The sequence below is a fragment of the Singulisphaera chitinilytica genome (assembly GCF_049331405.1).
Lineage (GTDB): Bacteria > Planctomycetota > Planctomycetia > Isosphaerales > Isosphaeraceae > PoT.
On sequence record NZ_CP186274.1, the window covers coordinates 912,340 to 934,988 of the forward strand.

Annotated in this window: 16 protein-coding genes and 1 pseudogene; 8 read left to right on the plus strand and 9 right to left on the minus strand. The window is 65.0% G+C overall.

What is annotated here, in order from left to right:
• Positions 1–92: 92 nt before the first annotated feature.
• The 3 genes and pseudogenes from ACOYYX_RS03340 to ACOYYX_RS03350 form a co-directional block, all read right to left on the minus strand.
• Complete coding sequence (locus ACOYYX_RS03340) at positions 93–1,637, minus strand: efflux RND transporter periplasmic adaptor subunit (RefSeq protein WP_422931585.1); 1,545 nt, start codon at positions 1,635–1,637, stop codon at positions 93–95.
• 54 nt (positions 1,638–1,691) lie between these two features.
• A pseudogene (locus ACOYYX_RS03345) lies at positions 1,692–2,567 on the minus strand (M56 family metallopeptidase); the annotation flags it as partial.
• A 25-nt stretch (positions 2,568–2,592) separates the two neighbouring features.
• Positions 2,593–3,051 carry a BlaI/MecI/CopY family transcriptional regulator gene (locus ACOYYX_RS03350; RefSeq protein ID WP_422928519.1) on the minus strand — a complete coding sequence of 153 codons (459 nt, stop codon included), beginning with the start codon at positions 3,049–3,051 and terminating at the stop codon, positions 2,593–2,595.
• A 388-nt stretch (positions 3,052–3,439) separates the two neighbouring features.
• On the opposite strand from ACOYYX_RS03350, the gene ACOYYX_RS03355 reads away from it, so the two are divergent.
• Positions 3,440–3,868, plus strand: a complete 429-nt coding sequence (locus tag ACOYYX_RS03355; RefSeq protein ID WP_422928520.1) for a TIGR03067 domain-containing protein — start codon at positions 3,440–3,442, stop codon at positions 3,866–3,868.
• A gap of 116 nt (positions 3,869–3,984) precedes the next feature.
• Positions 3,985–5,652: a mechanosensitive ion channel family protein gene (locus tag ACOYYX_RS03360; protein WP_422928521.1), complete on the plus strand. Its 1,668-nt coding sequence runs from the start codon at positions 3,985–3,987 to the stop codon at positions 5,650–5,652.
• Between the two features lie 9 nt (positions 5,653–5,661).
• Here ACOYYX_RS03360 and ACOYYX_RS03365 read toward each other — a convergent pair whose 3' ends face one another.
• On the minus strand, positions 5,662–7,050 hold the full coding sequence (locus tag ACOYYX_RS03365) for a DUF1349 domain-containing protein (RefSeq protein ID WP_422928522.1): 1,389 nt from the start codon (positions 7,048–7,050) through the stop codon (positions 5,662–5,664).
• 473 nt (positions 7,051–7,523) lie between these two features.
• Here ACOYYX_RS03365 and ACOYYX_RS03370 point away from each other — a divergent pair, with 473 nt between their 5' ends.
• The 3 genes from ACOYYX_RS03370 to ACOYYX_RS03380 all read left to right on the plus strand — a co-directional run bounded on the left by ACOYYX_RS03370 (position 7,524) and on the right by ACOYYX_RS03380 (position 11,791).
• A complete protein-coding gene (locus tag ACOYYX_RS03370; RefSeq protein ID WP_422928523.1) occupies positions 7,524–7,754 on the plus strand; it encodes a hypothetical protein in 231 nt (76 codons plus the stop codon).
• 701 nt (positions 7,755–8,455) lie between these two features.
• Positions 8,456–9,769 (plus strand): fatty acid desaturase family protein, encoded by a 1,314-nt coding sequence (locus ACOYYX_RS03375; RefSeq protein ID WP_422928524.1) that lies wholly within the window; start codon positions 8,456–8,458, stop codon positions 9,767–9,769.
• Between the two features lie 150 nt (positions 9,770–9,919).
• A complete protein-coding gene (locus ACOYYX_RS03380; protein ID WP_422931586.1) occupies positions 9,920–11,791 on the plus strand; it encodes a sulfatase-like hydrolase/transferase in 1,872 nt (623 codons plus the stop codon).
• Between the two features lie 25 nt (positions 11,792–11,816).
• Here ACOYYX_RS03380 and ACOYYX_RS03385 read toward each other — a convergent pair whose 3' ends face one another.
• Positions 11,817–14,072 carry a c-type cytochrome domain-containing protein gene (locus tag ACOYYX_RS03385; protein WP_422928525.1) on the minus strand — a complete coding sequence of 752 codons (2,256 nt, stop codon included), beginning with the start codon at positions 14,070–14,072 and terminating at the stop codon, positions 11,817–11,819.
• A 345-nt stretch (positions 14,073–14,417) separates the two neighbouring features.
• Here ACOYYX_RS03385 and ACOYYX_RS03390 point away from each other — a divergent pair, with 345 nt between their 5' ends.
• Positions 14,418–15,956: a M28 family metallopeptidase gene (locus tag ACOYYX_RS03390; RefSeq protein ID WP_422928526.1), complete on the plus strand. Its 1,539-nt coding sequence runs from the start codon at positions 14,418–14,420 to the stop codon at positions 15,954–15,956.
• A gap of 282 nt (positions 15,957–16,238) precedes the next feature.
• On the opposite strand, the gene ACOYYX_RS03395 is transcribed toward ACOYYX_RS03390, so the two are convergent.
• A complete protein-coding gene (locus ACOYYX_RS03395; RefSeq protein ID WP_422928527.1) occupies positions 16,239–16,481 on the minus strand; it encodes a hypothetical protein in 243 nt (80 codons plus the stop codon).
• Between the two features lie 187 nt (positions 16,482–16,668).
• On the opposite strand from ACOYYX_RS03395, the gene ACOYYX_RS03400 reads away from it, so the two are divergent.
• On the plus strand, positions 16,669–17,517 hold the full coding sequence (locus tag ACOYYX_RS03400) for a YitT family protein (RefSeq protein WP_422928528.1): 849 nt from the start codon (positions 16,669–16,671) through the stop codon (positions 17,515–17,517).
• 69 nt (positions 17,518–17,586) lie between these two features.
• On the opposite strand, the gene ACOYYX_RS03405 is transcribed toward ACOYYX_RS03400, so the two are convergent.
• A complete protein-coding gene (locus ACOYYX_RS03405) occupies positions 17,587–18,558 on the minus strand; it encodes a nucleoside hydrolase (protein WP_422928529.1) in 972 nt (323 codons plus the stop codon).
• 1,101 nt (positions 18,559–19,659) lie between these two features.
• Between ACOYYX_RS03405 and ACOYYX_RS03410 the strand changes: the two genes are divergently transcribed.
• A complete protein-coding gene (locus ACOYYX_RS03410) occupies positions 19,660–19,887 on the plus strand; it encodes a hypothetical protein (RefSeq protein WP_422928530.1) in 228 nt (75 codons plus the stop codon).
• A 118-nt stretch (positions 19,888–20,005) separates the two neighbouring features.
• Here ACOYYX_RS03410 and ACOYYX_RS03415 read toward each other — a convergent pair whose 3' ends face one another.
• Positions 20,006–21,031: a YsnF/AvaK domain-containing protein gene (locus ACOYYX_RS03415; RefSeq protein WP_422928531.1), complete on the minus strand. Its 1,026-nt coding sequence runs from the start codon at positions 21,029–21,031 to the stop codon at positions 20,006–20,008.
• 358 nt (positions 21,032–21,389) lie between these two features.
• The gene (locus ACOYYX_RS03420) at positions 21,390–22,553 is read right to left on the minus strand and encodes an alanine racemase (RefSeq protein WP_422928532.1); all 1,164 of its coding nucleotides are present in this window, start codon (positions 22,551–22,553) and stop codon (positions 21,390–21,392) included.
• Positions 22,554–22,649 lie beyond the last annotated feature (96 nt).

Consider the following 22,649-nt stretch of genomic DNA (forward strand, 5'->3'; position numbering starts at 1 on the left):
GATCGGTCGTCAGGAACCAAAAGGTCCCGGCGTCGAGGAACTCTCGACGCCGGGGCCTCTGCGTTGGATCGATCCGATCGCCGTCTCCCGCCTCAGCGCTTCGGCTCGGCGGCCTTTGCGTCTCCCTGGCCGGGCCCTTGAACGAAGAGCGAAAACATCTTCGAGATCGGGTCGAGACGGACTTCCGAGGCGGGACCTACGCCGGGGAAAAGGTTGCCGGGCGGTTTGATGGAATCATTCATATGATCGAAAACGACTCGGTCATTTGCCGACAGGCCCTTCGTGACCACAAAGGCATCGGCCGAGTGGCCCTGCTCATGTCCCTGATAGAAATGGCCGACGATCTCTCGAATTTCGACCTCGTCTTTCTCGTTGAGGACGAAGAGTTGAAAATTTTGATCGGCTCCTGACCCGATCAACGCTGGCTGGAATCGCGATCGGTTGATTCTGGAGTTCGCGATTGTCGCGACTGGCAGGATCGTTTCTCGGTGGGGATCGCTGGTGACGAGGCGGACGGTCGCCTTCATCCCCGGCAGGTAGTGATGATCGTGATTGGGCAGCGCGACGCGAAGTCGAAATGTCCCCTCGACCGAGTTCACCTCGTTATCATCAAGATCGACGTAGCCTCGCCCCAACTCGACATCGTCGGGAGACAATCTGACGAGCGCGAGGAGCCTGTTATCGGATCCCCCTTTAGCCATCTGCTTGGATCTGACGTCGACGAGATATCTGAATGTGTTGGTCTTCGCCTCGAATTCCACCCACATGGTGTCGATCGAGATGATAGAGGCCAACGGCGTGATGTTGCTTAGGACCAGGCTCCCCGGCGCGAGGAGCGGCCGGCCGACCTTGCCGCCAATCGGGGCCCTCACTCGCGTCGACTCGAGCCTCCGCTCCGCGAGTCTGAGATTGGCAAGGCTGATATTGCATTCGGCTTGGGCCTCGGCAAAGTTGCTTTCATGATTGGCTATGTCGAGTTGAGACGTCATATTGCGCTTCTGAAGTGACTTTGCATTCTCCAGTGTTGACTTCATGCGTTCTAGGCGGGCGAGATCCTTCTGATGCTCGGCCTTTGCCTTGGTGACTTCGATCTCATATTCCCCGGCATCGATCTCGAACAGTATCTGTCCTTTCTTGACGACCGCTCCCGTCCTGTACATGGCCCGTTCAAGCCTTCCCGAGGTCTCGGCCCGTATCTCGACCTTATTGTCCACTTCGAACCAACCTCTGAAGTCGATGTAATCGCTGACTTCCTGAACGAGGGGGTGAAAAACGGCCGCTTTGATGAGCTTTGGCCTTGGAGCCCCGGTATTCGAGAAAGGATCGTAGGCGGTAGTGGCATCATCGGCTCCCCCCTTGGGACCGCCTTGGGCTGAGCGGGGATCATTCGGGGTCAGGGTTGTCCCCTTTTCAGAGGGAGCGGGTGTCGGGGTTTCCGGCGCCTTCTCCTGTGGAACCTCAGCCGGTTTCGACGCTCCTGGCGCCTTCTCCTGTGGGGCCTCGGCCGGCTTCCGGGCTTCGGGAGGTTCGCCGGGGGCCCAGCCGGGGAGGGCCAACAGCGCGGCGACGCCGAGGATGAGGGCCATCCTCGAGGCGGGGCGAAGGACCGAGCGAGAATCTTGGTCGCGCAGGATCATGATCAGCCTCTTCTTGAGTGGAGGTATGCGGCCGGCGCCGGTGGCGCCGAGGGGCCAGGCAGGGCGAGGACCGGACAGATAGGCGGCGGTGGTGACGAGGGCCTCGGCGTAGGCGGCGACGGCGTCGGGCCTGGCCCAGACGACCCAGGCGTCGCAGCATTCTTCCTCCGCCTTCTCGACCTCGCGGCGCGCCCACCAGGCGACGGGATTCCACCAGTAGAGCCCGAGGACGACCGCCTCGAGCCTCCGCACCCAGTGGTCGCGCCGTTTGAGATGGGCAAGCTCATGGATCAGGACGGCGTCGCGCTGATCGTCGTCCAGGCTTTGCCAGAGTTCCTCGGGCAGGAGCAGCCTCGGCCGTCCCAAAAGAGCCCAGAGCATCGGCGGGATCCGCGCGGGGACCACCCACACAGATGGCGTGTTTCGCAGCTTCAAGGACTCGCCCAGCATGGCGACACGCTCGGCGATATCGGCCGGAGCAGGGCGGGCCTCTGCCAAAAGCCGGCGGAATCGGCCGATGTGCCGCGTCACCGCGACGAACCACGCCAGCACGCCCGCAAGCCAGAGCGAGGCGACGACCCAGGGCCACGCCATCGCACGAGCGGGGGGCTCGATGTGGGTCGGCTCGATCGCGACGGCCGGTTTCGCCATAGCTTGAATCGAGGGGGGGTCGCTGGGAACGGGAGCCGGCTCGGGATCGGGCGTGACGACGGCCTTCGGCGGACTCGCGGTTTCCGGAAGGCTCGCAACGATCGCCGGGGCCTCGTCGATCACCGGGGCAGCTTCACGTATGATCGGCTCGGGCGCCGAGGCGGGCACGTCGAAGCCGACGAGCGACGGCGTGACGAGCTTGATGAGGACCAGGAGCCAGAGCCCATGCGCCAGGGCTGGGCGTTGCCGCCAGACCCGCGAGGCGACGGCTGCTCCCATCGCCAAAACCAGGGCCCAAACCGCGTTACTCAGCACGATCTGACCGAGACTTTGCACGGCCTGGCTCCTTTGGCTTGGTCGGTTCCGACGCGTCGGTCGACTTCTCTCGCCGCCGCTCCTTGAGGAAGGCGGACAACTCGTCGATCTCGGCCGCCGTGATCGGTTGCGACCGGACCAGGTTCATCACCAATGGGCCCACCGCGCCCCCGCAGAGCTTGTCCGCCAGCCCCTGCAACCTGCGGGCGATGAACTCGTCGCGCCCCACGAGCGCCGAGAAGGAGAGCACCCCCTCTCGCCGCTCGTGCCGCACGAACCCCTTGCTCTCGAGCCTCCCCAAGAGCTTCTGCACCGTGGCGTATTGCGACTCCGAGCCGCCGGGATAGAGCGCATCGACCACCTGCCGGCGCGTCGCCTCACCCCTCTCCCAGAGCACCTGGAGCATCGCCAGCTCCGTCTCCGTCACGTCCTCGTTGGGTCGTCTCACGGTTCGATGGACTCCTCAGTCAAATTGCCTAGGGGGATCCTAAGTCAGACTGCCTAGGCTGTCAACGGGGTGCAAACGGATTCAGGATTTTTTGATGCGTGACCGTTGCCGACACGCGTGTGCGTGTGCGCCCAGTAGTGAGGGGCGGAGATCGGCCTCGAATTGGCCTCGATCTTGCCGGCCGGTGGGGTTTGCCGGGAGAAATCGTCGTCTCTCGGGCCGTGGCCGCTTGCCCGGCGGGACCTGAGGTCTATGATTTCGCGGGCGTTGGTTCTTCGGCCCGAAGGTGCCGGGGGATCGAGCCTGGCGAGACATTGCCGTGTGCGAGTAGGCACCTCAGCCTTTGCATGATGACATCGTCTCAGGCAGACCGGGAGACATGAATATCATGATGCGTTCGATGTTGGCCTGTGTGGCCCTGGTTTCCCTGCTCGGCGCCGACAAGCCCAAGGACGAGCAGAAGTTGCAGGGGCCCTGGACGGTCGTCGACGCGATGCGTGGGGATGAGGTCGCCGACGACGTGGTGGGCCACCAGCTCGAATTCAAGGGGGACTCCTTCGTCATCACCCAGGAGGGTAAGACCCTCTACACGGGGACGTTCATCGTCGATGCCGACAAGCCCCTCAAGACGATCGATTTCAAGCATGAGTCCGGCCCCCTCAAGGGGAAGACCTGGCTGGGGATCTACAAGGTGAGCGGCGACACCCTCAAGATCTGCGACAACGCCGGGTCGATCGCGTCGCCCAGGCCTGAGGGGTTCGACCCCAAGCCGAAGTCGGGGCATGTCCTCGTCCTCTTCAAGAGGATCGTCCCCTGATCTCCTCGAAGGCGAGGGATCGCGACTGGCCTTGCAGCGTTGGGCCGTTCACTTATGCTGAGCGGCCATAGGACTTCGGTTCGCCGTCGACGCTCGAGCACGAAGGACGCCGAGGAATGGATTCCCAGCGGTTGGCCCGTTTGCGCTTCGGTTTACTGGCGACGAGCCTGCTGACAGTCGCCGCCTTGCTGTTGGTAAGGCCTGCAGTCGCCGCGCCGGCGTTGTCCCCTCCGCCGCCGCCGATCCCGGCTCCGGATGACGCGGGCAAGACCGCGACGGCTTCGCGGGCTCCACTCGTCTTCGAAGGCGAGACGCTCGCGGTGATGGCGAGCCCCGTCGGGCCCTTCACGGCTGTCGAGCGGGCCGAGGCGGCTGCGGATCGGCTTGAAAGGGCCGTCGGGAACTGGGAGCTCGACCCGACGAAGCTGGAAGTCCGTTCGGTCGAGGCGGAAGGGCTCCAGGAGATCCTCGTCGGCGGCCGGGTCATCCTGGCCGTCACCGATGAGGACGCCCGTAGCGCGGGGCTCTCGCGCCAGGCCGAGGCGGAGGCCCTCTCGAAGCGCCTGCGCGACGGCATCCTCAAGGCCCGGCATCGCAGGTCCGCACGCTGGCTCCTGCTCGGCGGGCTCAAGACGGGGCTGGCGACGGTCCTCTTCGTGGCCTCGGCCGTGATCGTGCGGGTCGTGAGCCGTCGGCTGCGCCGGAGGCTCGAACAAGCGGGGGCCAGGGCCCGCCAGCAGGAGTCATTGCTCCCCTTCCTGGCGCACATCCCCTGCCTGGTCATCTCGCTCTCGCTACGGATCCTGACCTGGCCGGCAATCGCCGTGCTGGGGATGGTCTACCTGCACTTCGTGCTCGACTTCTTCCCCTCGACGATGCACCTCGCCCGGTCGCTCGACCACGAAATTTTGAGCGTGCTCCAGACCGAGGTCGGGCGGGCCATCGCGTACTCGCCGAACTTGCTGGTCATCGCCATGATCCTGGCGATGACGCGAGGATTGCTCAGGGGGGCGCGGGCGGTCCTCGAGGAGTTCGAGCGCGGGCACCTGCGGATCTCGGACTTCTCGCCCGACTGGGCGAGGCCGACGTACAACATCCTGCGCTCGATCGTGCTGGCCCTGATGGTCGTCGTCATCTACCCGTATCTGCCCGGGTCGGACTCGGCGGCATTCAGGGGGGTCTCGGTGTTCGTCGGGCTCTTGCTCTCGCTCGGCTCCAGCTCCGTGACGGCCAACGCCGTGGCGGGGACGATCCTGACTTACCTGCGTGCGATGCATCCGGGGGACTTCGTCCAGCTCGGCGAGATGGCCGGGACCGTGGTCGACAAGTCGCTCCTGGTCACGCGGATCCGGACGATCCGCAACGAGGTCGTGACGATCCCCAACGGCCTCGCGCTCTCGACGCAGGTTCGCAATTACAGCGTCCTGGCAAGGCAGGGGGGGGTGATCCTCGCCACGAGCCTCCCCGTCGGCTATGACGTCCCCTGGCGGACAGTCCATAACCTGCTGCTGGAGGCGGCACGCGAGACCGACGGCGTCCTCGACGAGCCGGCCCCGTTCGTGCTTCAGACGTCAATGACCGAGAACTTCGTGCGCTACGAGCTCAACGTCCACACCGATCGGCCCGAGCGTCAGCCGATGGTCCTCTCGGCCCTGCACCAGAACATCCAGGACCAGTTCCACGAGGCCGGGATCTCGATCTCGAGCCCGAATAACTACCTCGTCCTCGCCAATGCGCCCGAGCCGCTCGGGCGCGGGACGCCCCCGCTGAAGGTTGCTCCGTAACGAGGCTTATCAGGGCTCGACCCGGAACTCCTCGAATTCGGCCCGGAAGGGGGCCGATGCCGTGTTGACGGCGGCGACGCCGATCTTGGCGGGGGCCGCGTTGAAGAACCGGGGCGAGAAGAACTGCCAGGAAGCCCCGTCCTGGCTGAACGCGGTCAGGATCTGGGAACCTCGGCGTTCCATCCTCAGCCAGACGGGATGCCCGGGCTGGTAGTCCATGTCCATGCCCGTCTGCGCCGGGCCTTGCGAGAGGTGCTCGTTCAGGACGTACTTGCGGACCCGGCCCGCTCGCGTGAAGGCCGCGCGCTCGAGGCGGATAAAGTTCGTGTCGTCGCCCCAGAGCAGGAGCCCCGCGCCGTGGTAGGCGACGTTGCTCCCCTCCGCCGGGGGATCGGCGGGCGTGGGATCGCCGACGAGCTTGACCTGCACCACGAAATCGCCCGAGACCGGGCGCAGGACGCGAGGCGCCATGGTCTGGTTGGGATTCAGGACGAGGTTATGGATGGTGCCGGGGACCTCGATCGCCAATGACTTGTCCTGGGTTTCGACCCGGCAATCGCCCGAGGGATCCTCGAAGGTTCCCCAGCCCGAGATTTCGTGACCGGAGGGGCTTGGCGCGGGCGTCGATGTTGCCGCCGGCTTAGGGGCGTTGGCCGCCGCCGGGGCCGTCTCGGGGAGCTTCCGGATCGCGACGATGACGACCCAGGCGAGGAGGGCGTACCCCGCGGTGGTCAAGCAGAGCGAGATGGCGATGCGGGAGATGAACGGCAATTTCTCGCGCTTGATGATGGCGATGTTGCCGCCGATCAACCCCCCCGTAATCGCCCCGCCGACGGCACCGCCGAGCGCCCCTCCGGTCAGCGAGACCGCCCCGATCCCGGCGGGGAGGAAGGCGAGGGCGAGCAAGTACCAGGGGATTGTGTAGTCCGACAGCTTCGGGGCCCGGCCTTTCCCCTTGAGGAACGTGACGAGGTCGCGGGCCAGGCGCTCCTGGTAGATGTTGAGCTGCGAGACGCCGAACTTGAACTCGCGCCCCTTGGTCGATACCTGGAATTTGCCCCCCCCGCTGAACTCGGCCCTCGACTTCGCCGGGATCGTCAGGTCCTCCTTGTTCTCCTGCTTCAGCTCCAGCCCCTTCGGCGTGATCGTCGCCCGCCACACGCCGCCCGCCTCCTTCGCGGAGTCGTGGAGGATCTTGATCTGGAACGTCTCCGCCTTTTCGCCCGGATCGGCCTTCGTATCCGAGGTCGGGGCCCGCCAGGCTTCCCGGTCGGCCGGCTTCGACGAGGCGGGGGCCGCCGCGGGCGCTCCCTCCTCGGGCACGGGGTCGACCGGCTCGAAGGCGGCGGAACAGCCGGGGCAGCGGACCTTACCGCCGAGATGGGCTTCGGGGATCATCAGCCGGCGTCGGCACTCGGGGCAAAATATAAAATAGTTCATGAATGCGGTGTTTTTGTGTGGGAGTTTGGCTTCGGCCGGCTCGCTCGACCGCCTCCTATTTTACCTATCTGGTGGCCTGGTCATAGATTGCTTCCAACGGGATTCTCGTTTGCGGCAGGATCAGGCGTGGCGATTCGGCAGATGGCTAGCGATGTCCGACAAGTCGGGCCTCCTCGCGACCCAGGCGTCTCGGTCGGTCAATCATGCGAATTAGATCAACGAATATACTATCATATTTGTGATGATAAGTTAAAGCGTAGCAGAGTCGAGTGTCGTGCCGAAGAACGTTATAATCATAATGTGTGCGAGATTTGTAATTTTAATAATATGATATGTGGTGTGTTTGGTAGGGGATGCGGTCTTATTTTCTTGTGAGCAATCATTTGTTTGTTCGCCGTGAACTTCGGTCGGGGCACGCCGTACGCGGCCTCGTGGCGACAATTCGCCCCGGCACGGATAACGCGGAGTTCGGCTCCGGCCTCGACATCACGATCGCCCAGTTCCAGGACGGTATGAGAAACACCGCCTGCTTCGCCGAGAGGACCGGGGGTTCCGGCAGGTTTACCTCGCCCGCGGGCAAGATGGATGCCGACGAATACCAGGGGGAATTGTCGGCCGTTGTCGACGGACAAACCTTCACGGGCCCTTTCGCCCTGCGTTAACGCCTCCTGAAGCCCTTCATTGCTCCACCCGTCCGATCCCCGTCGAGGCGTAGATTGGCCCGTCAGGGATCGTACGCGTCTCTCCCCTCGCTCGCTCCGGGGTTCGTCCTGGTATATCGAGCCACACCGCACGTCCGCGTACGTCTACCTCGCGAAGCTCGGGGCCGGGCCGACTCGTGCAGCACAACTCACGATTGCATGTCTCGTACGCGACATCGCCGAGTGATGCCCCCTCCGCGAGGGATCGGGGCTCCCCAACGCGGGCCCTCCATTTCGCGACGCACCCCGCCTTGGGGGATCGCCCGACTTATGGTACACCGTGCCCCCGATCAGCCAGTCCGAGAAGCTTCGGGCTCGCAGTGAGGTCGGATTGTATGGATCGGTGGGATTGTGAGGCGAGGTCGCCTGCGCGGTCGATCGCCGAGTCGTGTCGTTGCGCCTAGGTCAGTGGAGTCACGAGGGATCCGGATATCCGGGGTGATTGTCACATAATCGAACTCTCCCGAGAAAATTTTAAATCGTGTTGTAAAATTGGGTTGAGTTTGCGTGATGGGGTTGAGTTGACGGCGAGGTCCTATGATGGTCGTTGGAGATTCCTCGCGGATGACTTTGTCGACTGCCGATGACGGATATGTCGAGCGGGGATGTTCAAGGACGAGTGCTCCGCGACCGCGGGCCGAATTCCGAGGTGGGAACCGTCTATGTCCGTGACCATGCCCTCGGCCGCACGGAGGCCGGCCTTCAATGCACCCGAGCTGCAAGAGGAGATCATGCGGCTCAGGGCCGTCGATAATTGGACGAACCTGGGCTACCTCGCGTCCGAATACCTCTGCATCGCCGCGGTCATGGCCTCGGCCATCGTCTTCAGCGAATTCAGGGCGTCCTGGGGCGTCTCCTGGTGGTTCAATGTGCCGGTCATGGCGGTGGCCATCGTCCTGATCGGGGCCATGCAACACCGCCTCGCGGGGTTGGGCCACGAGGCCGCACACTACACCCTGCTCAAGAACAAGTTCTGCAACGACCTGGTCGGCGACTTCTTCTGCATGTTCCCGATCACGGCGACCGTCCACTTCTATCGGTTATTCCACCTGGCGCACCACCAGTACACCAACGACCCCAGTCGCGACCCCGACCTCGTCAGCCTGGGCGGCAGCAAGATGGTCGACCGCTTCCCCATGGGGCGCTGGGAATTCATCAAGTCGATCTATCTCCGCGCCTTCACGGAACCGAAGGCCCTGCTGAAGTATCAGCAGGACTACTTCGACATCAACGTGATCGGGCGGTCGGAGAGCGTCTACCTCCAGCGCTCGCAAGGGGAGACCGGTGGCGGCCGTCGCTGGCCTCGCCTGGGGGCGACCCTGGGGATCATCTACCTCGCCGCGTTCGTCGCGACCCAGCAGGCCCTTTTCGCGTTCGGACTGAGCCGATGGCTCTGGCTGGCCGGGCTGGCCGGCACGGCGGTCGTCCTGTCGGTCGGCTTGCTGTTGCCGGTGAAGGCGTATTTCCCGTCGCCGTTCCGACAGCCGTACTCCAGCAGGACCTCGGGTCTCTTGCGTCTGGTCTATTACACCTGGTTCTTCGTCGGTTTCGGCATGTTGCGGACGATGACCGGTGGGGCCTCGGTGGCGTACATCTGGCTGCTCTGGATCGTGCCCTTGATGTCGACCTTCTCGTTCTTCATGCTCCTGCGTGACGTCTACCAGCACACGAACGCGGATGACGGCCGCCTGACGAACTCCCGCGTGTTCTTCGCCGACCCGTTCACGCGCTGGGCGGTCTTCGTCTACGGCCAGGATATGCACATCCCCCACCACCTGTTCCCGGCCGTCCCGCACTACCGGCTCCCGTTCCTGCACAAGCTGCTCAAGTCGCGGCATCATGATTACGCGACGCAGGTGGTCGAGTGCCACGGCACGTTCGTCGGCCGCGACGGGCACCCGACGATCCTCGACGAACTGACCGAGCCCCTGGCCGAACGTCAGGAAAAGCGCCGGACGCAGAGGGGCGAGGGCTGACGCGCCGTCCCCTCGACACGCAAGGATCTCTTGGCGAGTCTCGGCGATCCTGCTAACTTGCCGCGCCGGCCCCCGACACAAACGGGAGCCGGCCGCGGGAAGTGGAGCAGGGTCGCTGCGTTCGAGCCAGGGAGGAGCTTGCGCGTGTCGATGGAACATGAATCTGGCAATGCGCGCGAGCCCGAAGGGGGGCCGGCGACGGCCCGGATCGGACCGGCCTCGGTCCTGCTCTGGACCCTGGGCATCGGCCTGGGCTCGGGACTGCTCGAACTGGCCGTTTTCCTGCTGAAGTGCCACTACCTCGACCCGAGGAACTACAACCTCAGCCGGCAATATCCCTGGATGTTCCCGGTCGCGGGACTCCTGGTCGTCGCCCTGCCGGGGCTCTTGCTGACGCTCGCCGTCATCGCCTTCCCTCGACGGATCTCGGCGCGGTTGGCGCTGGGGACCCTCCTCTTTCCCGCCTTCCTCGGGCTCCTCTTCCGGGCCCCGATCGCCACGGCGGCCTGCCTGATCCTGGCGTTTGGCCTCGCCTTGCAGGTCTCTCGCCTCGCCGCGAGTCGGTTGAGGGCCTTCAATCGCCTCGTCGTCCGCGGCCTGGCGGCGATGGGAGTCTTCCTCGCCGCGGGGATGCTCTTCACGTTCGCGGCGCAGATGCGCAAGCCATTGGCGACAGCCGCGAAACCAGGGCAAGCGGCGGGCTCGAAGAACGTCATCCTGATCGTGCTGGACACGGTCCGGGCGGGGAGCCTGAGCCTCTACGGCTACAACCGGGAGACGACCCCGAACCTCTCGCGCTGGGCGGCCAAGGGGGTCCGGTTCGACCACGCCTTCGCCACGGCCCCCTGGACGGCCCCTTCTCATGCGAGCATGTTCACGGGCAAGGCGAGCCGGGAGCTCTCGATCGGGTGGAACAAGCCGCTCGACGGCGATAGCCCCACGCTGGCCGAATACCTGGGCGGGCGCGGTTATGCTACCGCCGGGTTCGTGGCGAATACCACCTATTGCAGCTACGAGACGGGCCTCGACCGCGGCTTCGCCCACTACGAAGACTATGACGTCAGCGCGAAGTCGATCCTGCTCTGTTCGTCGCTCGTGCAGCGGGCCTTGAATTTCGTCCACAAGCATCCGACGCTGGCTCATCGGCTGGGCGAGGGGGAATCCGCCAACGCCCACCGCAAGAGCGCCGCGAGGATCCGGGGCGACTTCCTGGGCTGGCTCGACCGTCAGGAACAGACTCGGCCCTTCTTCGCCTTCCTCAACTTCTTCGACGCCCACCACCCCTATTTCACGCCCGAGCCGATGGAGGACCTCCCCTTCGGCAGGGAGCCCGAGTCGCCGGCCGACTCCTGGATGCTCAGGACCTGGTGGGACCTGGATAAGCGGAAGCTCGAGCCCCGGAGTGTCGAACTCGCCCGCGACGCCTACGACCGCTGCATCGCCTATCTCGACCGTGAGGTCGGCCGCTTGCTCGACGACCTCGACCGCCGTGGCGTCTTGCAGGAGACGATGGTGATCGTGACGGCCGACCACGGCGAGCACCTCGGCGAGCGTCGCCTCTTCGGCCACGGGTGCAGCCTCTATCTGCCCGAGCTCCACGTCCCGCTGCTCGTCATCGAGCCGGGTTCGCAAGTCGGCGGGAGGACCGTGGCCGAGCCGGTCAGCCTCCGCGACCTCCCCGCGACGGTCGTCGACCGCCTCGGCCTGGCCGCCGGGGCTCCCTTCTCGGGTCGGACCCTGGCCCGCACCTGGACCTCGCCCGCGCCTGCATCGGCGACCTCCTTCGAGCCGCTCCTCTCCGAGATCGACGCCCCCTTCGAGGCCGACCCGAACCACGGCGAATCCCCGGTTTGTCGAGGGCCCTTGACGTCGCTCGTCGACGGGAATCTGCACTACATCCAGAATGGGGACGGCCGCGAGGAGTTGTACAACCTCGAGGCCGACCCCGCCGAGGCCACGAACCTCGCCGAGGCTCCCGAACTGGCGAACGCCCTCGCCCGATTCCGCAGCCATCTCGAATGAGGATGGAGCCCGAGGAATCCGATGGTCACTTCACCCCGATCAGGCCGAGGGCGTTCACCTCATCCTTGGAGCGCCCCTGGAGTCCGACGACGAGGTTCCCCTGGCTGTTGACCTCTCCCGGGGAGCCCCCTCGCGTGTCGCCGAGCCAGGGGGAGTTGTACGTATCATTGGGGTCGAGCCTGTCCCCCTTGATCTTCATGAAGACCATCTCGAAGCCGTCCACGGTCAGCCCGGTATGGGTCCGCAGGGCGCCGACGGCGTAGCCCGGCTTGGCGATGGCGGTCGTCTCCTTGCCGAGTAGCCCGCCGTGGCGTTCCCCTTCCAGCAGGGTCCGGCCCACCCGGAAGATCGGCTGGATCGAGCTGATCTTCGGCCCGCCGAAGCGCATGATGTAACTGACCCGGACCCCGACCAGCACCGACCCGGCCGGCCCGACCTCGCGGAAGAGGTCGCGGTTGCCGCCGAAGAATTCCTCGGGGAAGTTGCTCAGTCGCTCGGGCGGATAGGCCTTGCGCTGGCCGAGGATCGGCTTCGTCTTCGCCTCTGCGGCCGGGGCGCGGTTGCCGCCGGCGCGGGGAGCCGGCGTCGCGGCGTCGGAAAGGCCGGCGACGTCGATCGTCTTGACGTGCCTCGCCTCGGCGATGAGGGGGAAGGCCTCGACGAACACGTCGCGCTTTACGGTGCCGCCGACCAGGAGCGGGCCGAGCGACTGGCCGAGCCTGGGGGATCGCTCCAGCATGGCCTCGAAGTCCTTGACCCGCAGGCCCGCCTCGGCAGCGGCAAGGGGCAGGTTCAGCTCGTCCTCGAAGTGGGTCGCCAGCGCAAAGACCGGCTCGGTCTGGCTCAAGGCCGATCCCGACTGCTTCACCGCCTGCGCGAACCGTTCCTGGTCCCCCTTGAATAGCTCATCCATCTTGTCGCGGGGCGGGTAGAGGACCATCACCGTCTCGGAGACCTCGGCGTTGAACGACTTGGTGCGGGCGACCACGTCGCGGACCTGGTCGGGCTTCTCGATCAGGCCGCGGTTGTGGCAGCTCATGCAGGAGATCCCGTTGACCACCGCGCCGTCGGCCTGCTTGTTGTCGCGGACGATCTCGGTCGGCCCCTTATCGATCCGCTTGCCCTGCGCGTCGATGAGCATGTAGCCGTTGAGGCCGTTGGGCAGCGCGAAGACGATCTCGCCGCCGTCGTACTCGAAGTCTTGCTCCTCCTCGCCGGGGCCGAGCGGGTGGGAGAAGAGGTTCTTGCGGTCGGCGTTGCCGGCGAAGTCGTAGCTCCGCCAGTAGGCGCCGTTGGTGGACTCGTGCCGCTCGATCAGGCGGTTGTTGCGCGAGACCCCCGAGGCGTTGAACCCGGCCCTGGACACCCGGTCCTGCCGGATGTTGGCGGCGACGTCCACGTCGAGCTTCCGCTCGAGCTCCTCGATCGTCGCGGGCAGGCGGAGCACGTCGTGGTAGAGGGGCGGGCGCGAGGCGGCGAAGACGAACCAGTCGGCCCGGACGTACGGCAGTTCGCAGACGGTCATCGCGGAAATCGAGGCGTTCGTCGTCCCTTCGAGCTGCAATCCGTAGGGATAGAGGTCGAGGATCGCCCGCCAGGTCCCCTCGTCCCAGAGGTAGTCGCGGAGGTCGATCCGGAGGACGGTCTTCGCGGGGTCGACCGGCGTGGGCGACTTGATCCGACGGCTCCACGAGAGGCTGTTGATGAGCTTGGAGAGCCCCGCGCGGTAGGTCTGGAGCTGGTCCGCGTTGTAACCGGCGTTCGCGAGGTGGGTGAGGGTGAAGTATCGGATGAACTTGCGTTCACGCGACGTCAGCTTCTTGAGATCCTCGATAATCAGGGCCGAGACGTCGAGGTCGGAGAGGAACCGGGGGGCCGCGGCCTGCTTCGTCGCGACCGCGGGGGCCCCCGCCTTGACCCAGTCGCGGAGCAGGGCGACCTCGGCGGCCGTCGGGCGAGGCAGGGGAGGCGGGTTCTCCGACTGGTCCTCGAAGTCGGCCTCGGGAGGCATGTCCCCCCCCTTCATTCGCTGGAGGAGCTTCGAACGGTCGGGCTCGCGGGGGATCACCCGCTTGGACTCGACCAGCTTCTTGAGGTCGGTCACGAAGTTCAGGCCCCCCTCGTTACGACCCCCCTGGCCGTGGCAGCGATAGCAGTATTTCTTGAGGATGCCCGCCGCACGCTCCGCCTGGCCGGTGGCGGGGGCCTGCCCCCTCACCTCGCCCCCTAGGCAGAGCCCTGAAATCAAGATGAGGGTTGGCTCGATCCATCTTCGGCTCATTCTTATCATTATGCGGCTCCGCAATCGCGGTGGCATCCCTGGATGAAAGCTCGGGAATCGCACGAGGGATTGGCAAAGATTGTAACGCAAGCGATCTCGCCCGGGCATCCTCAAAACCGCCGGGCGGGGGCGCCGGCCGGGCCATCCGAATTCGCGAGAGGCGCGAACCCGGACGACACAAGGTGTCACTCCGGGGTTGTCCGGGCGAGGATCGGGGAAATCGGCCGCGAATGGGCGTTTTTCGAGGATGAAATCGCACCCATGCCCGGTCCGAAATGTTACATTGGGAACGAAACGGGAGGCGGCCCGAGGGCCGTCGCGGCTCTGGCGACTGAGGAATGACACATGATGCTTCGTTGGGGTTCCGCTCTGCTCGTCCTGGCCATGGCCCCCGGCATGCTCCGGGCCGAGGAACCGGCCGCCGCCGCGGTCGTCTCCGACGCGGAGAAGGCCGCGCTGGATCGGATCTCGGCCGACTCCCTGCGCGGGCACCTGTCGTTCCTGGCGTCGGACCTGCTCGAAGGGCGAGGGACCCCATCGCGAGGCCTCGACCTCGCGGCCGAATACATCGCCGCCCAGTTCCGCCGGGCCGGCCTCGAGCCGATCGGCGACGACGGCTACTTCCAGACCGCCGACTGGAAATACCTGGCCTCCGACCCCTCCAGCTTCGCCTGTGAGGTGAAGGTTGGCGCCGAGTCGATCCGGATCTTGGGGGATAAGGCCTCCGGCTTCGTCTCCAAGGCCCTCGACCTCCCCGCCTCGCCAACCTTCAAGGTTGTCGCCTCCGACGCCGACTCGCTCGCCAAGTTGACGCCAGAGCTGGTCCAGGGCAAGGTGGTCCTCGCCGAGGTCCCCCACCCGTACAAGGTCAGCTCGGACAAGATGAGGGATGCCAATCGGGATCGGCTCGCCTTCCTCAAGAAGATGGACGAACTGAAACCCTCGCTCATCATGGACGTGGAACGCGACCCCGAAGGCGTCCTAGGCCTCCGCCGCGACCTCGCCGGCCGCCCCGCTAGGCCCCCGGGAGGTCCCGAGATGATCCGGGTCCACTCGGCCGAGCTCGCGAAGGCCTTCGACGCCTTGCCCGCCGGGCCCACCGTGGCCACCGTCTCGCTCCGCGTCGACGCCCCGACGGAGAAGACGGCCAAGGTCCGCAACGTCCTGGGCCTCCTGCGCGGATCCGACCCGACGCTCAAGGAAACGTATGTAATCCTCTCCGCGCACTACGACCACCTCGGGATCGGGCCCCAGAACACCGCGGGGGACCGGATCTTCAACGGCGCGAACGACGACGGCAGCGGCACCGTCTCGGTCGTCGAGATCGCCTCGGCCCTCGCCACGCTCTCGCCCAGGCCCAGGCGCAGCCTGATCTTCGCCACCTTCTACGGCGAGGAGCACGGCCTGGTCGGCTCGAAGTATTACACCGATCACCCCGTCGTCCCGATCGACAAGACCGTGGGCGCTGTCAACCTCGAGCAGGTCGGCCGGACCGACGACAGCGAAGGTCCGCGCGTCTCCGCCGCGACCGTCACCGGCTACAGCTTCTCCGACGTCGGCCCGATCCTGCACAAGGCCGGGGCCGCGGTGGGTGTGAACGTCTACGAGCATCCGACGCTGAGCGACCCCTACTTCCTCGCCAGCGACAACGCCTCGCTCGCCCGCGCGGGGGTCCCCGCCCACACGATCAGCGTCGCCTACGCCTTCCCCGACTACCACGGCGCGGATGACGAATGGGAGAAGGTCGACTACGTCAACATGGCGAAGGTCGATCGCATGGCCGCCCTCGGCCTCCTCAAGATCGCCAACGGCGACGCCCCCGCCTGGAACAAGGACAACCCCAAGGCCGCCAAGTATCGCGAGAAGGCCCCGGCCTCGCGCTGAGGCGGGATGGCAGGCTTTCGAGCCCGTCGGGCGACCTCGGTGAGATGTCATGAGGTCGCTCCAATATCACCCCGGCGAGCCATGATCGGCCGCGGGGGAGATCCTCTTTGATAGATGCGGTTGCGACGTTGGTATCAATCACTATCATGTTCTGCAATGAACCGCTTTCGGGCGGGCCGACGAAGGCGTGAATCGGCGACGCTCTGAGTGAACGGGCCAGACGAGCCGTCGACCCGACGAAGCCGGTTCGCTCACCGTATCCGTGGACAATTCCCATCAACTTCAACTCGTGAGGGCAGCCATGAGAGACATCGCCGCGCCACTGCCCCACGCGTCCCGCGACGGATCGATCGGCGGCTTGACGTCCATGATGCGGCGCGAGGCGACGATCTCGAGCCCCATCGGCGCATCGCACGCCTTCCTCTTCTCCACCGTCATCCGGTCGCGCCAGCGGTTCGTCTTCGAGCCGGACAGGAACGGCTCGACGCCCGATGAACCTCCTCCTATCGTCGATTCGTCGCCCATCCTCGGCTGACTCCGGGGGCGTCGAAGCCCCGGAACGTCCATGTCGACCTCACCCTTGACCCGAAGTCGCCGCGCCCCGACCCGGCGCACTTCGGATCGATCCTCTTCCTCATGATCCCGCGATCCCTCGGTTCTCCCTCGCGGCCCGTTCGGCCGTGCCTGGTGGATGGAAAGGTATGTTGATCGGATGAAATTCCCCCGACGCGAGTTCACTAACGCACTCTTCATCATCTGCGGCGTGCTCTCGGCCGCGATGGGCCTGCACGGCTTCCTGCTCTCGAGCCGCTTCATCGACGGCGGCGCGACGGGCGTCTCGATGCTCCTGGCGAAGATCTTCGGGATCCCGCTCCCCGTGCTGATCCTCGTGATCAACCTCCCGTTCATCGCGATCGGCTACCGCCATATCGGCCGGGCGTTCGCGATCCGGAGTTCCCTGGCGATCATCGGGCTCTCGATCGCCCTGGCCACGCTCCACTTCCCGGACGTCACGCCGGATAAGCTGCTGACTTCCGTCTTCGGCGGCTTCTTCATCGGCGCGGGCATGGGCCTGGCGATCCGGGGCGGGGCCGTGCTGGACGGCACCGACATCGCGGCGCTGCTCATCAGCAAGCGGAGCCACCTCTTTCGCGTCGGCGACGTGATCCTCGGCCTGAACATCGTGATCTTCCTCACCGCAGCCTTCTCGCTGGGCGTCGAGTCGTCGCTGTACTCAATCCTGACCTACGTGGCCGCCTCGAAGACGCTCGACTTCCTGCTGCACGGGCTCGAGCAGTTCAACGCGATCACGATCATCTCCGAGAAGAGCAACGCGATCCGCCAGGCGATCACCGAGACCCTAGGCCGAGGCGTGACCATCTACAAGGGCAAGGGGGGCAAGACCGGGGCCGACCAGGAGATCCTCTTCTGCGTCGTGACCCGGCTCGAGATCGGCAAGGTCATGGACATCGCCCAGGGCATCGACCCCGTAGCCTTCATCATCATCTACCCCCTCGCCGACGCGAAGGGGGGCGTCCTCAAGCGGACCGCCCACCACTGACGCATTACGAGGGGCGGGCGAAGGCCTCGGTCGCCCCTCGGTATCACTTCCGCGTCAATGATTCCCGGCTCAACGTCCCGGGACCTTCGACCAGACCATCGGGCGGGTGAACGCCCTGCGGTAATCCTCGGACGCGACGACCGCGTTGGTCCGCGTCACCTGGATCGCCCGGCCATTCGGGTCGACCTTGAGCGTCGGCACCCGATGCCCCTCGCCCGATGACTTCCAGCCCGCGAACGAGACGCGCCTGACGGCCTCGACGTAATCCGGCCTCGCGACCGAGACGGCGGGCATGCCGTCGCCATCGCCATCTGCGCCGTTGCCGACGTCGAGGCGGAGCCCCAGCAAGTGCTCGCGCGACTCGTTCTCGGGCAGGTTCCCTCGGATCCAGTCCCGGCTCATGCGAGGGTAGAGAACCGGGTCGATCGGGAACTGGACCAGGCGTAGCTTCCGGATCGCGATGTAAGCGGCCCAGGGGTCGCACCAGCCGTTGTAGTCGTCCATGCTCTCGTACCGCCCGCCGGTCCAGGCCACGACCACGCTCTCGGCGATGGTCGGGTCGAGCAGGTACGCATCGGCGACGACCGTGAGCGGCCCTCCCATGACGAGCACCAGGGGCTTGTCGGCGGAGGCCTTCTTCGCCTCGGCCACGACCGCCCGGCTCCCGGCCGAGTCGAGCGGGCGCGTATCCTCGATCTTCCCCGACTTCGGCTCGGCGAGATATCCGAGCGGCCCCGCCACGGGCTCGGGCACGTTGCGAATGCCGTCGTGCCGGGCGAGCTGCACGATCCTCGTCCGCTCCGCGACGCATTTCTCGATGAAGTCGTCGCGGGGCAGGGTGTTGTTGAAGGGCGCAACCGACGAGGATGTGCTGATACCCTTGTATTCGATCTCGCCCGCGCCGGCCAAAACCATCAGATACCAGTCGGCATAGTCGTTCGCGAAATCATTGTCATACATGACGGGGTTCGTCCTGTCATACGGCAGGATGTGCGGCGAGCCCTTCGGCCTCACCACCGTCTCATCCGTCTCCGGCTGCATGGCCGAGACCTCGGCCCGCGAAGCCGCGGAAAGGCATGGTGTTAGGGTCACGACGCCGAGCAGAGACAGGTTCAATACCGGCTTGATTGCTGGAATGAAAGTAGGTCCCGGAAGAGAAAAAATCCGTGGATGTGCGTGTTTCATGATGTGTTCTTGCCACTCTGGAGTGGAACCGCCTCGAATTCGAGGCCATCCGGATCGAGGCCACCTCGCGATGACCGTCGAGGGCAATCGCATCGCATCACCCTCGCAAATCCGCCCCAACCATCAACCCTTGCAGACGCCTCGACTCTCCACGTTCTACGTCTCTCGTGACCTCTTGCTCTACGATTCGTCGCCAAAGATTTCAAGATCGACCTGAGTCCGGCAAGTTTCCCGCGGAACTTGAGCTTTTATCGGGCAGTCAGACGCATATTCGAGGGAAGCGGAGAGCCCGCTCTTCATCGCTGGCGAGACAACCTACGAGGTCTCCCAAAACGAGCCGCACTCCGTAACGTTTCATTCTTGAATACTTGCAACTCAATCGATGCGCAGCTCGGGTTACGAGCGTGATGAGAGGTGCTCGATAGCCTCCTCCCGTGGCTTAAAGGTTGCGACCTCATCACCGAGCCAGCAAACGTTCGGTGATGAGGTCGCAACCCGTCCTGGACCAAACGGACGCGATCATCACACATTTGGGCCTGATGATATTCTGGGCACGCAGCGGAATTGGCGCCAAACGCTCTTTGTGAATCGAGGTGCTCGATTGGATGGGGCTTTGCTCTGTTTGGCGGCCAATTGCCTGGCAGTCTTTGAGTGCAGTTTGCCAACGCGCAGACGAAGGTGTTTGGGAATCGACATCCGCGTGACGTGGAAGGTGGGGGAAGGGCTCAGCGGGAGAAAGCATGAGGAGATAGCCACGGCCGTTTCGAAAACTCGGCGGCGAAACGGTTGAGTCGGGCTCCCTCAAGCGAAGTTGAATTGTTACGATCTGAAATCGTCGGCATGGGCTTACCTCAAGGTTGGGTAAGGTGCCGACGGGTTGCCGGACCGATGGTGGTGCGGCAGTCGCGGAGCGATGTTCGCTCGACTGGCGACTTCCGAAGGATTCGAGGGTTGAGGATGAACCAGGACGAACTGGCGCTGTACACGTCCCAGGAACTGATCGACGAATTGATGAGGCGGAAGACGTTCCTGGGGATCGTCGTCCATTCCGAGCAGGAAGCGAAGACGGACGAATGGCCCGAGGAGAGGATCTTCCGTGTGCGGTACAACCGGAATCTCGAGCAGGAGCAGGTGGGCCGCTTGCTGGGGGTCGTGTCCGAGTATGTCGATCGCCTCAATGCCTGAGCCCGGTCGGCGACGTCAACTGCAAGACAAACGCCAACGACGCGGGGAAATGCCTTGAGGCAGATCCCCGCGTCGTTGGGCGCTGACGATACGTCCGTTCAATCAAAGGGTCGGGGCGTCAGGATTTCTTCCTGGCGTTGCCTTTGACCTCAACCTTCCCCGACTGTTCGACCTTGAGCTCTTCCTTGCGGACATCCCCGGAAACCCGCTCGGTTTCATGGATGACACGCTTGCCGACGGTCACCTCTTCCTTGACGACCGGGGTCTTCTCGACGGTAACGCGTTCTTCCATCACCGGGACGCGGATCTCTTCGCCGTCCTTCAGGTCGGAAGTCGCCGTCTCGCGGCCGGATACCGCATGCCGCTCGATGATGATCTCTTCCTTGCGGATCGGGACGTCGAGGGTCTTGTGCTCGGTGTGAACCTCCTTGCGCACCCGCACTTCGCCCGTCTCGACGGGGTGCTTGGTGGCGTGGAGCTCCTCTTCCTTGACCTGGATACGCTGATTTTCGTCGCCGCGATGCAACGTCGAGAGGTCGGCGTCCTTGAGCGTGCGAGAAGTGGGCGAGGTTGCTCGGGTCTTCGAGGTCTTGGAGGTGGTGGAACAGGCCTCACCCGACGCAACGGTGTCGCTGGAGGTCAGCATGTCGTAGGCATGGTGGCTGCGCAGAATCTGGTTCGCCTCATCGGCCCGTCCCTCGGCCTTAACGGTGAGGATCGTGCGGCCGCCTTCGAATTCGCGGTTGTAGTATTCAGCCTCGTCTTCGGGGATGCCCGAGCCGATAAGGGCACCGGCTAGGCCGGCGACCGCCGCGCCACCCGCCGCATTCGCCAGGATCACGGCCAGGGTCCCGCCGGCGATCGCCGGCCCAATGACCGGGATAACACCTGCCAGGATTCCCAGGCCTGCCAGCGCCCCCAGGCCTGCCCCGGTGACCGCACCTGCAATTGCACCTGTTTCCGCACGCGATTCGTGGCCTTCGCTCAGCTTCTCGGTGAGGTGGGTCTCACCGTGGTCTCCTCGCGTGGCGATGCCGATCTGGTCGTCGGTGAATCCGACGCGGAGGAGGGCATCGATGGCCTGTTCGGCTTCGAGGCGGTCGGAGAAAACACCGACGACGGTACTATTTTTTCGCGTGGTCATTGCACGGATCTCCCTGCTGAAAGGATCGCAGAAGTGTTCTGAGGAGCCTGAGCAGAACGCTCGACTCACGACAGGGGTCAACAAATGCAATCGCAATGCCAAGAGAGACCCCCAAGAAATGCGGCGATGCAAATGGGAGATCTCGATTTCGAACTGGGAGGTGGTGAGCACCTTGTCTGCAGGACGAAGCTTCGACGGCCGACGTTCGGCGAAAACTGAATTAGGCGAGATGGATGGCGAAAAATGAATGCCATGATGCCATCGGCATCATGGCACCCGGAGACGGGTGAGAGAAATTCAAAATTTATAGAATTGAGAAATCTTGAAGGGCCTGTTGCGTTCGCTCGTCGAATCCGGGTCATCGTGAAGTGAACGGACTCCGGAACTCCTTCCGGGCCTGGATTTCCCAGATATCTTCGACGACGTCGCCGCGTATGGCGTAGATGCGGTCGTAGAGGTTCACGGTCGGGTCGCAGTGGGGGACGTAGAACTCGAGCCGATCGCCGATGCCTGGCAGGTCGCTCGGGGAGTCGGCGAGGACCCGGCCGAACTCGTCGCCGTGGTATTCGTATCGGAGGCCGGGCCAGTTCTTCGCCTCGGGGCGGAACGCGGTCTCGGTGGAGAATGACTTCACGCCGGCATCGACCGAGACGCGCCCAGGGTGGGTGGTGCTCACGACGGTGGTCAGCACGGTGAGGCTCGGCCCGAAGTCGTCGTACTCCGCGTTCCCTCGAATGCCACCGATCGCCCGGTAGCTGCCATCCATGAAGATGTAAGAGCCGCACTGGAGTTCGACCGGCACGGGCAGGCGGCCGTCGATATTGTAGGTCCCGGTGCTGCCGCACGAGAGGAACTCGACGCCGAAGCCGGAGCGCTTGAGCAACTCGAACGTCTCGACCGCCTTCGACATGGTCTCGAACGAGGCCTTCCCCCTCGCCTCGAAGCCGTGGACGTGCGAGGCCATCCCGGAATACGCCTGGATCCCTCGGAGGCGCAGCGACGGATGCGCGCCGATCCGCCGGGCCAACTCGAGCGCGGGCTGGCCCGGCAGGATCCCGAACCGCAGGTCGCCCACATCCAGGTCGACGAGGACGTCGATGTGAATCGCCGCGGCCGTCGCGGCCTCTGCCAGGAGGTCGACCTGCCTCGCGTGCCCGACGGCCAGCAGGACCTCGCCCCCGGCCCTCGCCAGGTCGACCATGCGGGTGAGCTTGCTCGGCTCGAGGATCGGCGAGGTGAGCAGGACCCCCGGGAGCCCGGCCGCGACCATCGCCTCGGCCTCGGCGACCGTCGCCGTCGAGATGCCCCTGGCTCCCGCCGCGACCTGCCTGCGGGCGATCTCCGGGCACTTGTGCGTCTTGGCGTGAGGGCGAAGGTTGCAGCCATCGCGTCTGCACTGCTCGGCCATCGTCTTGAGGTTGGCCTCGAAGATGTCGAGGTCGACGAGCAGCGCGGGGGTCGCCAGCGCGTCCTTCACGAGGGGGGCCGAGCCGGGAGTTTCGGCCTTGGGGTCGCGTGACATCTCAGACTCCTGCTCTGGCTGAATGCGTCGTCTCGCCTTCGATGCGGTGAAGGCGGGGTCGGTGGGACCGGCCCGGTATCGACTTCGGCGGGCGGC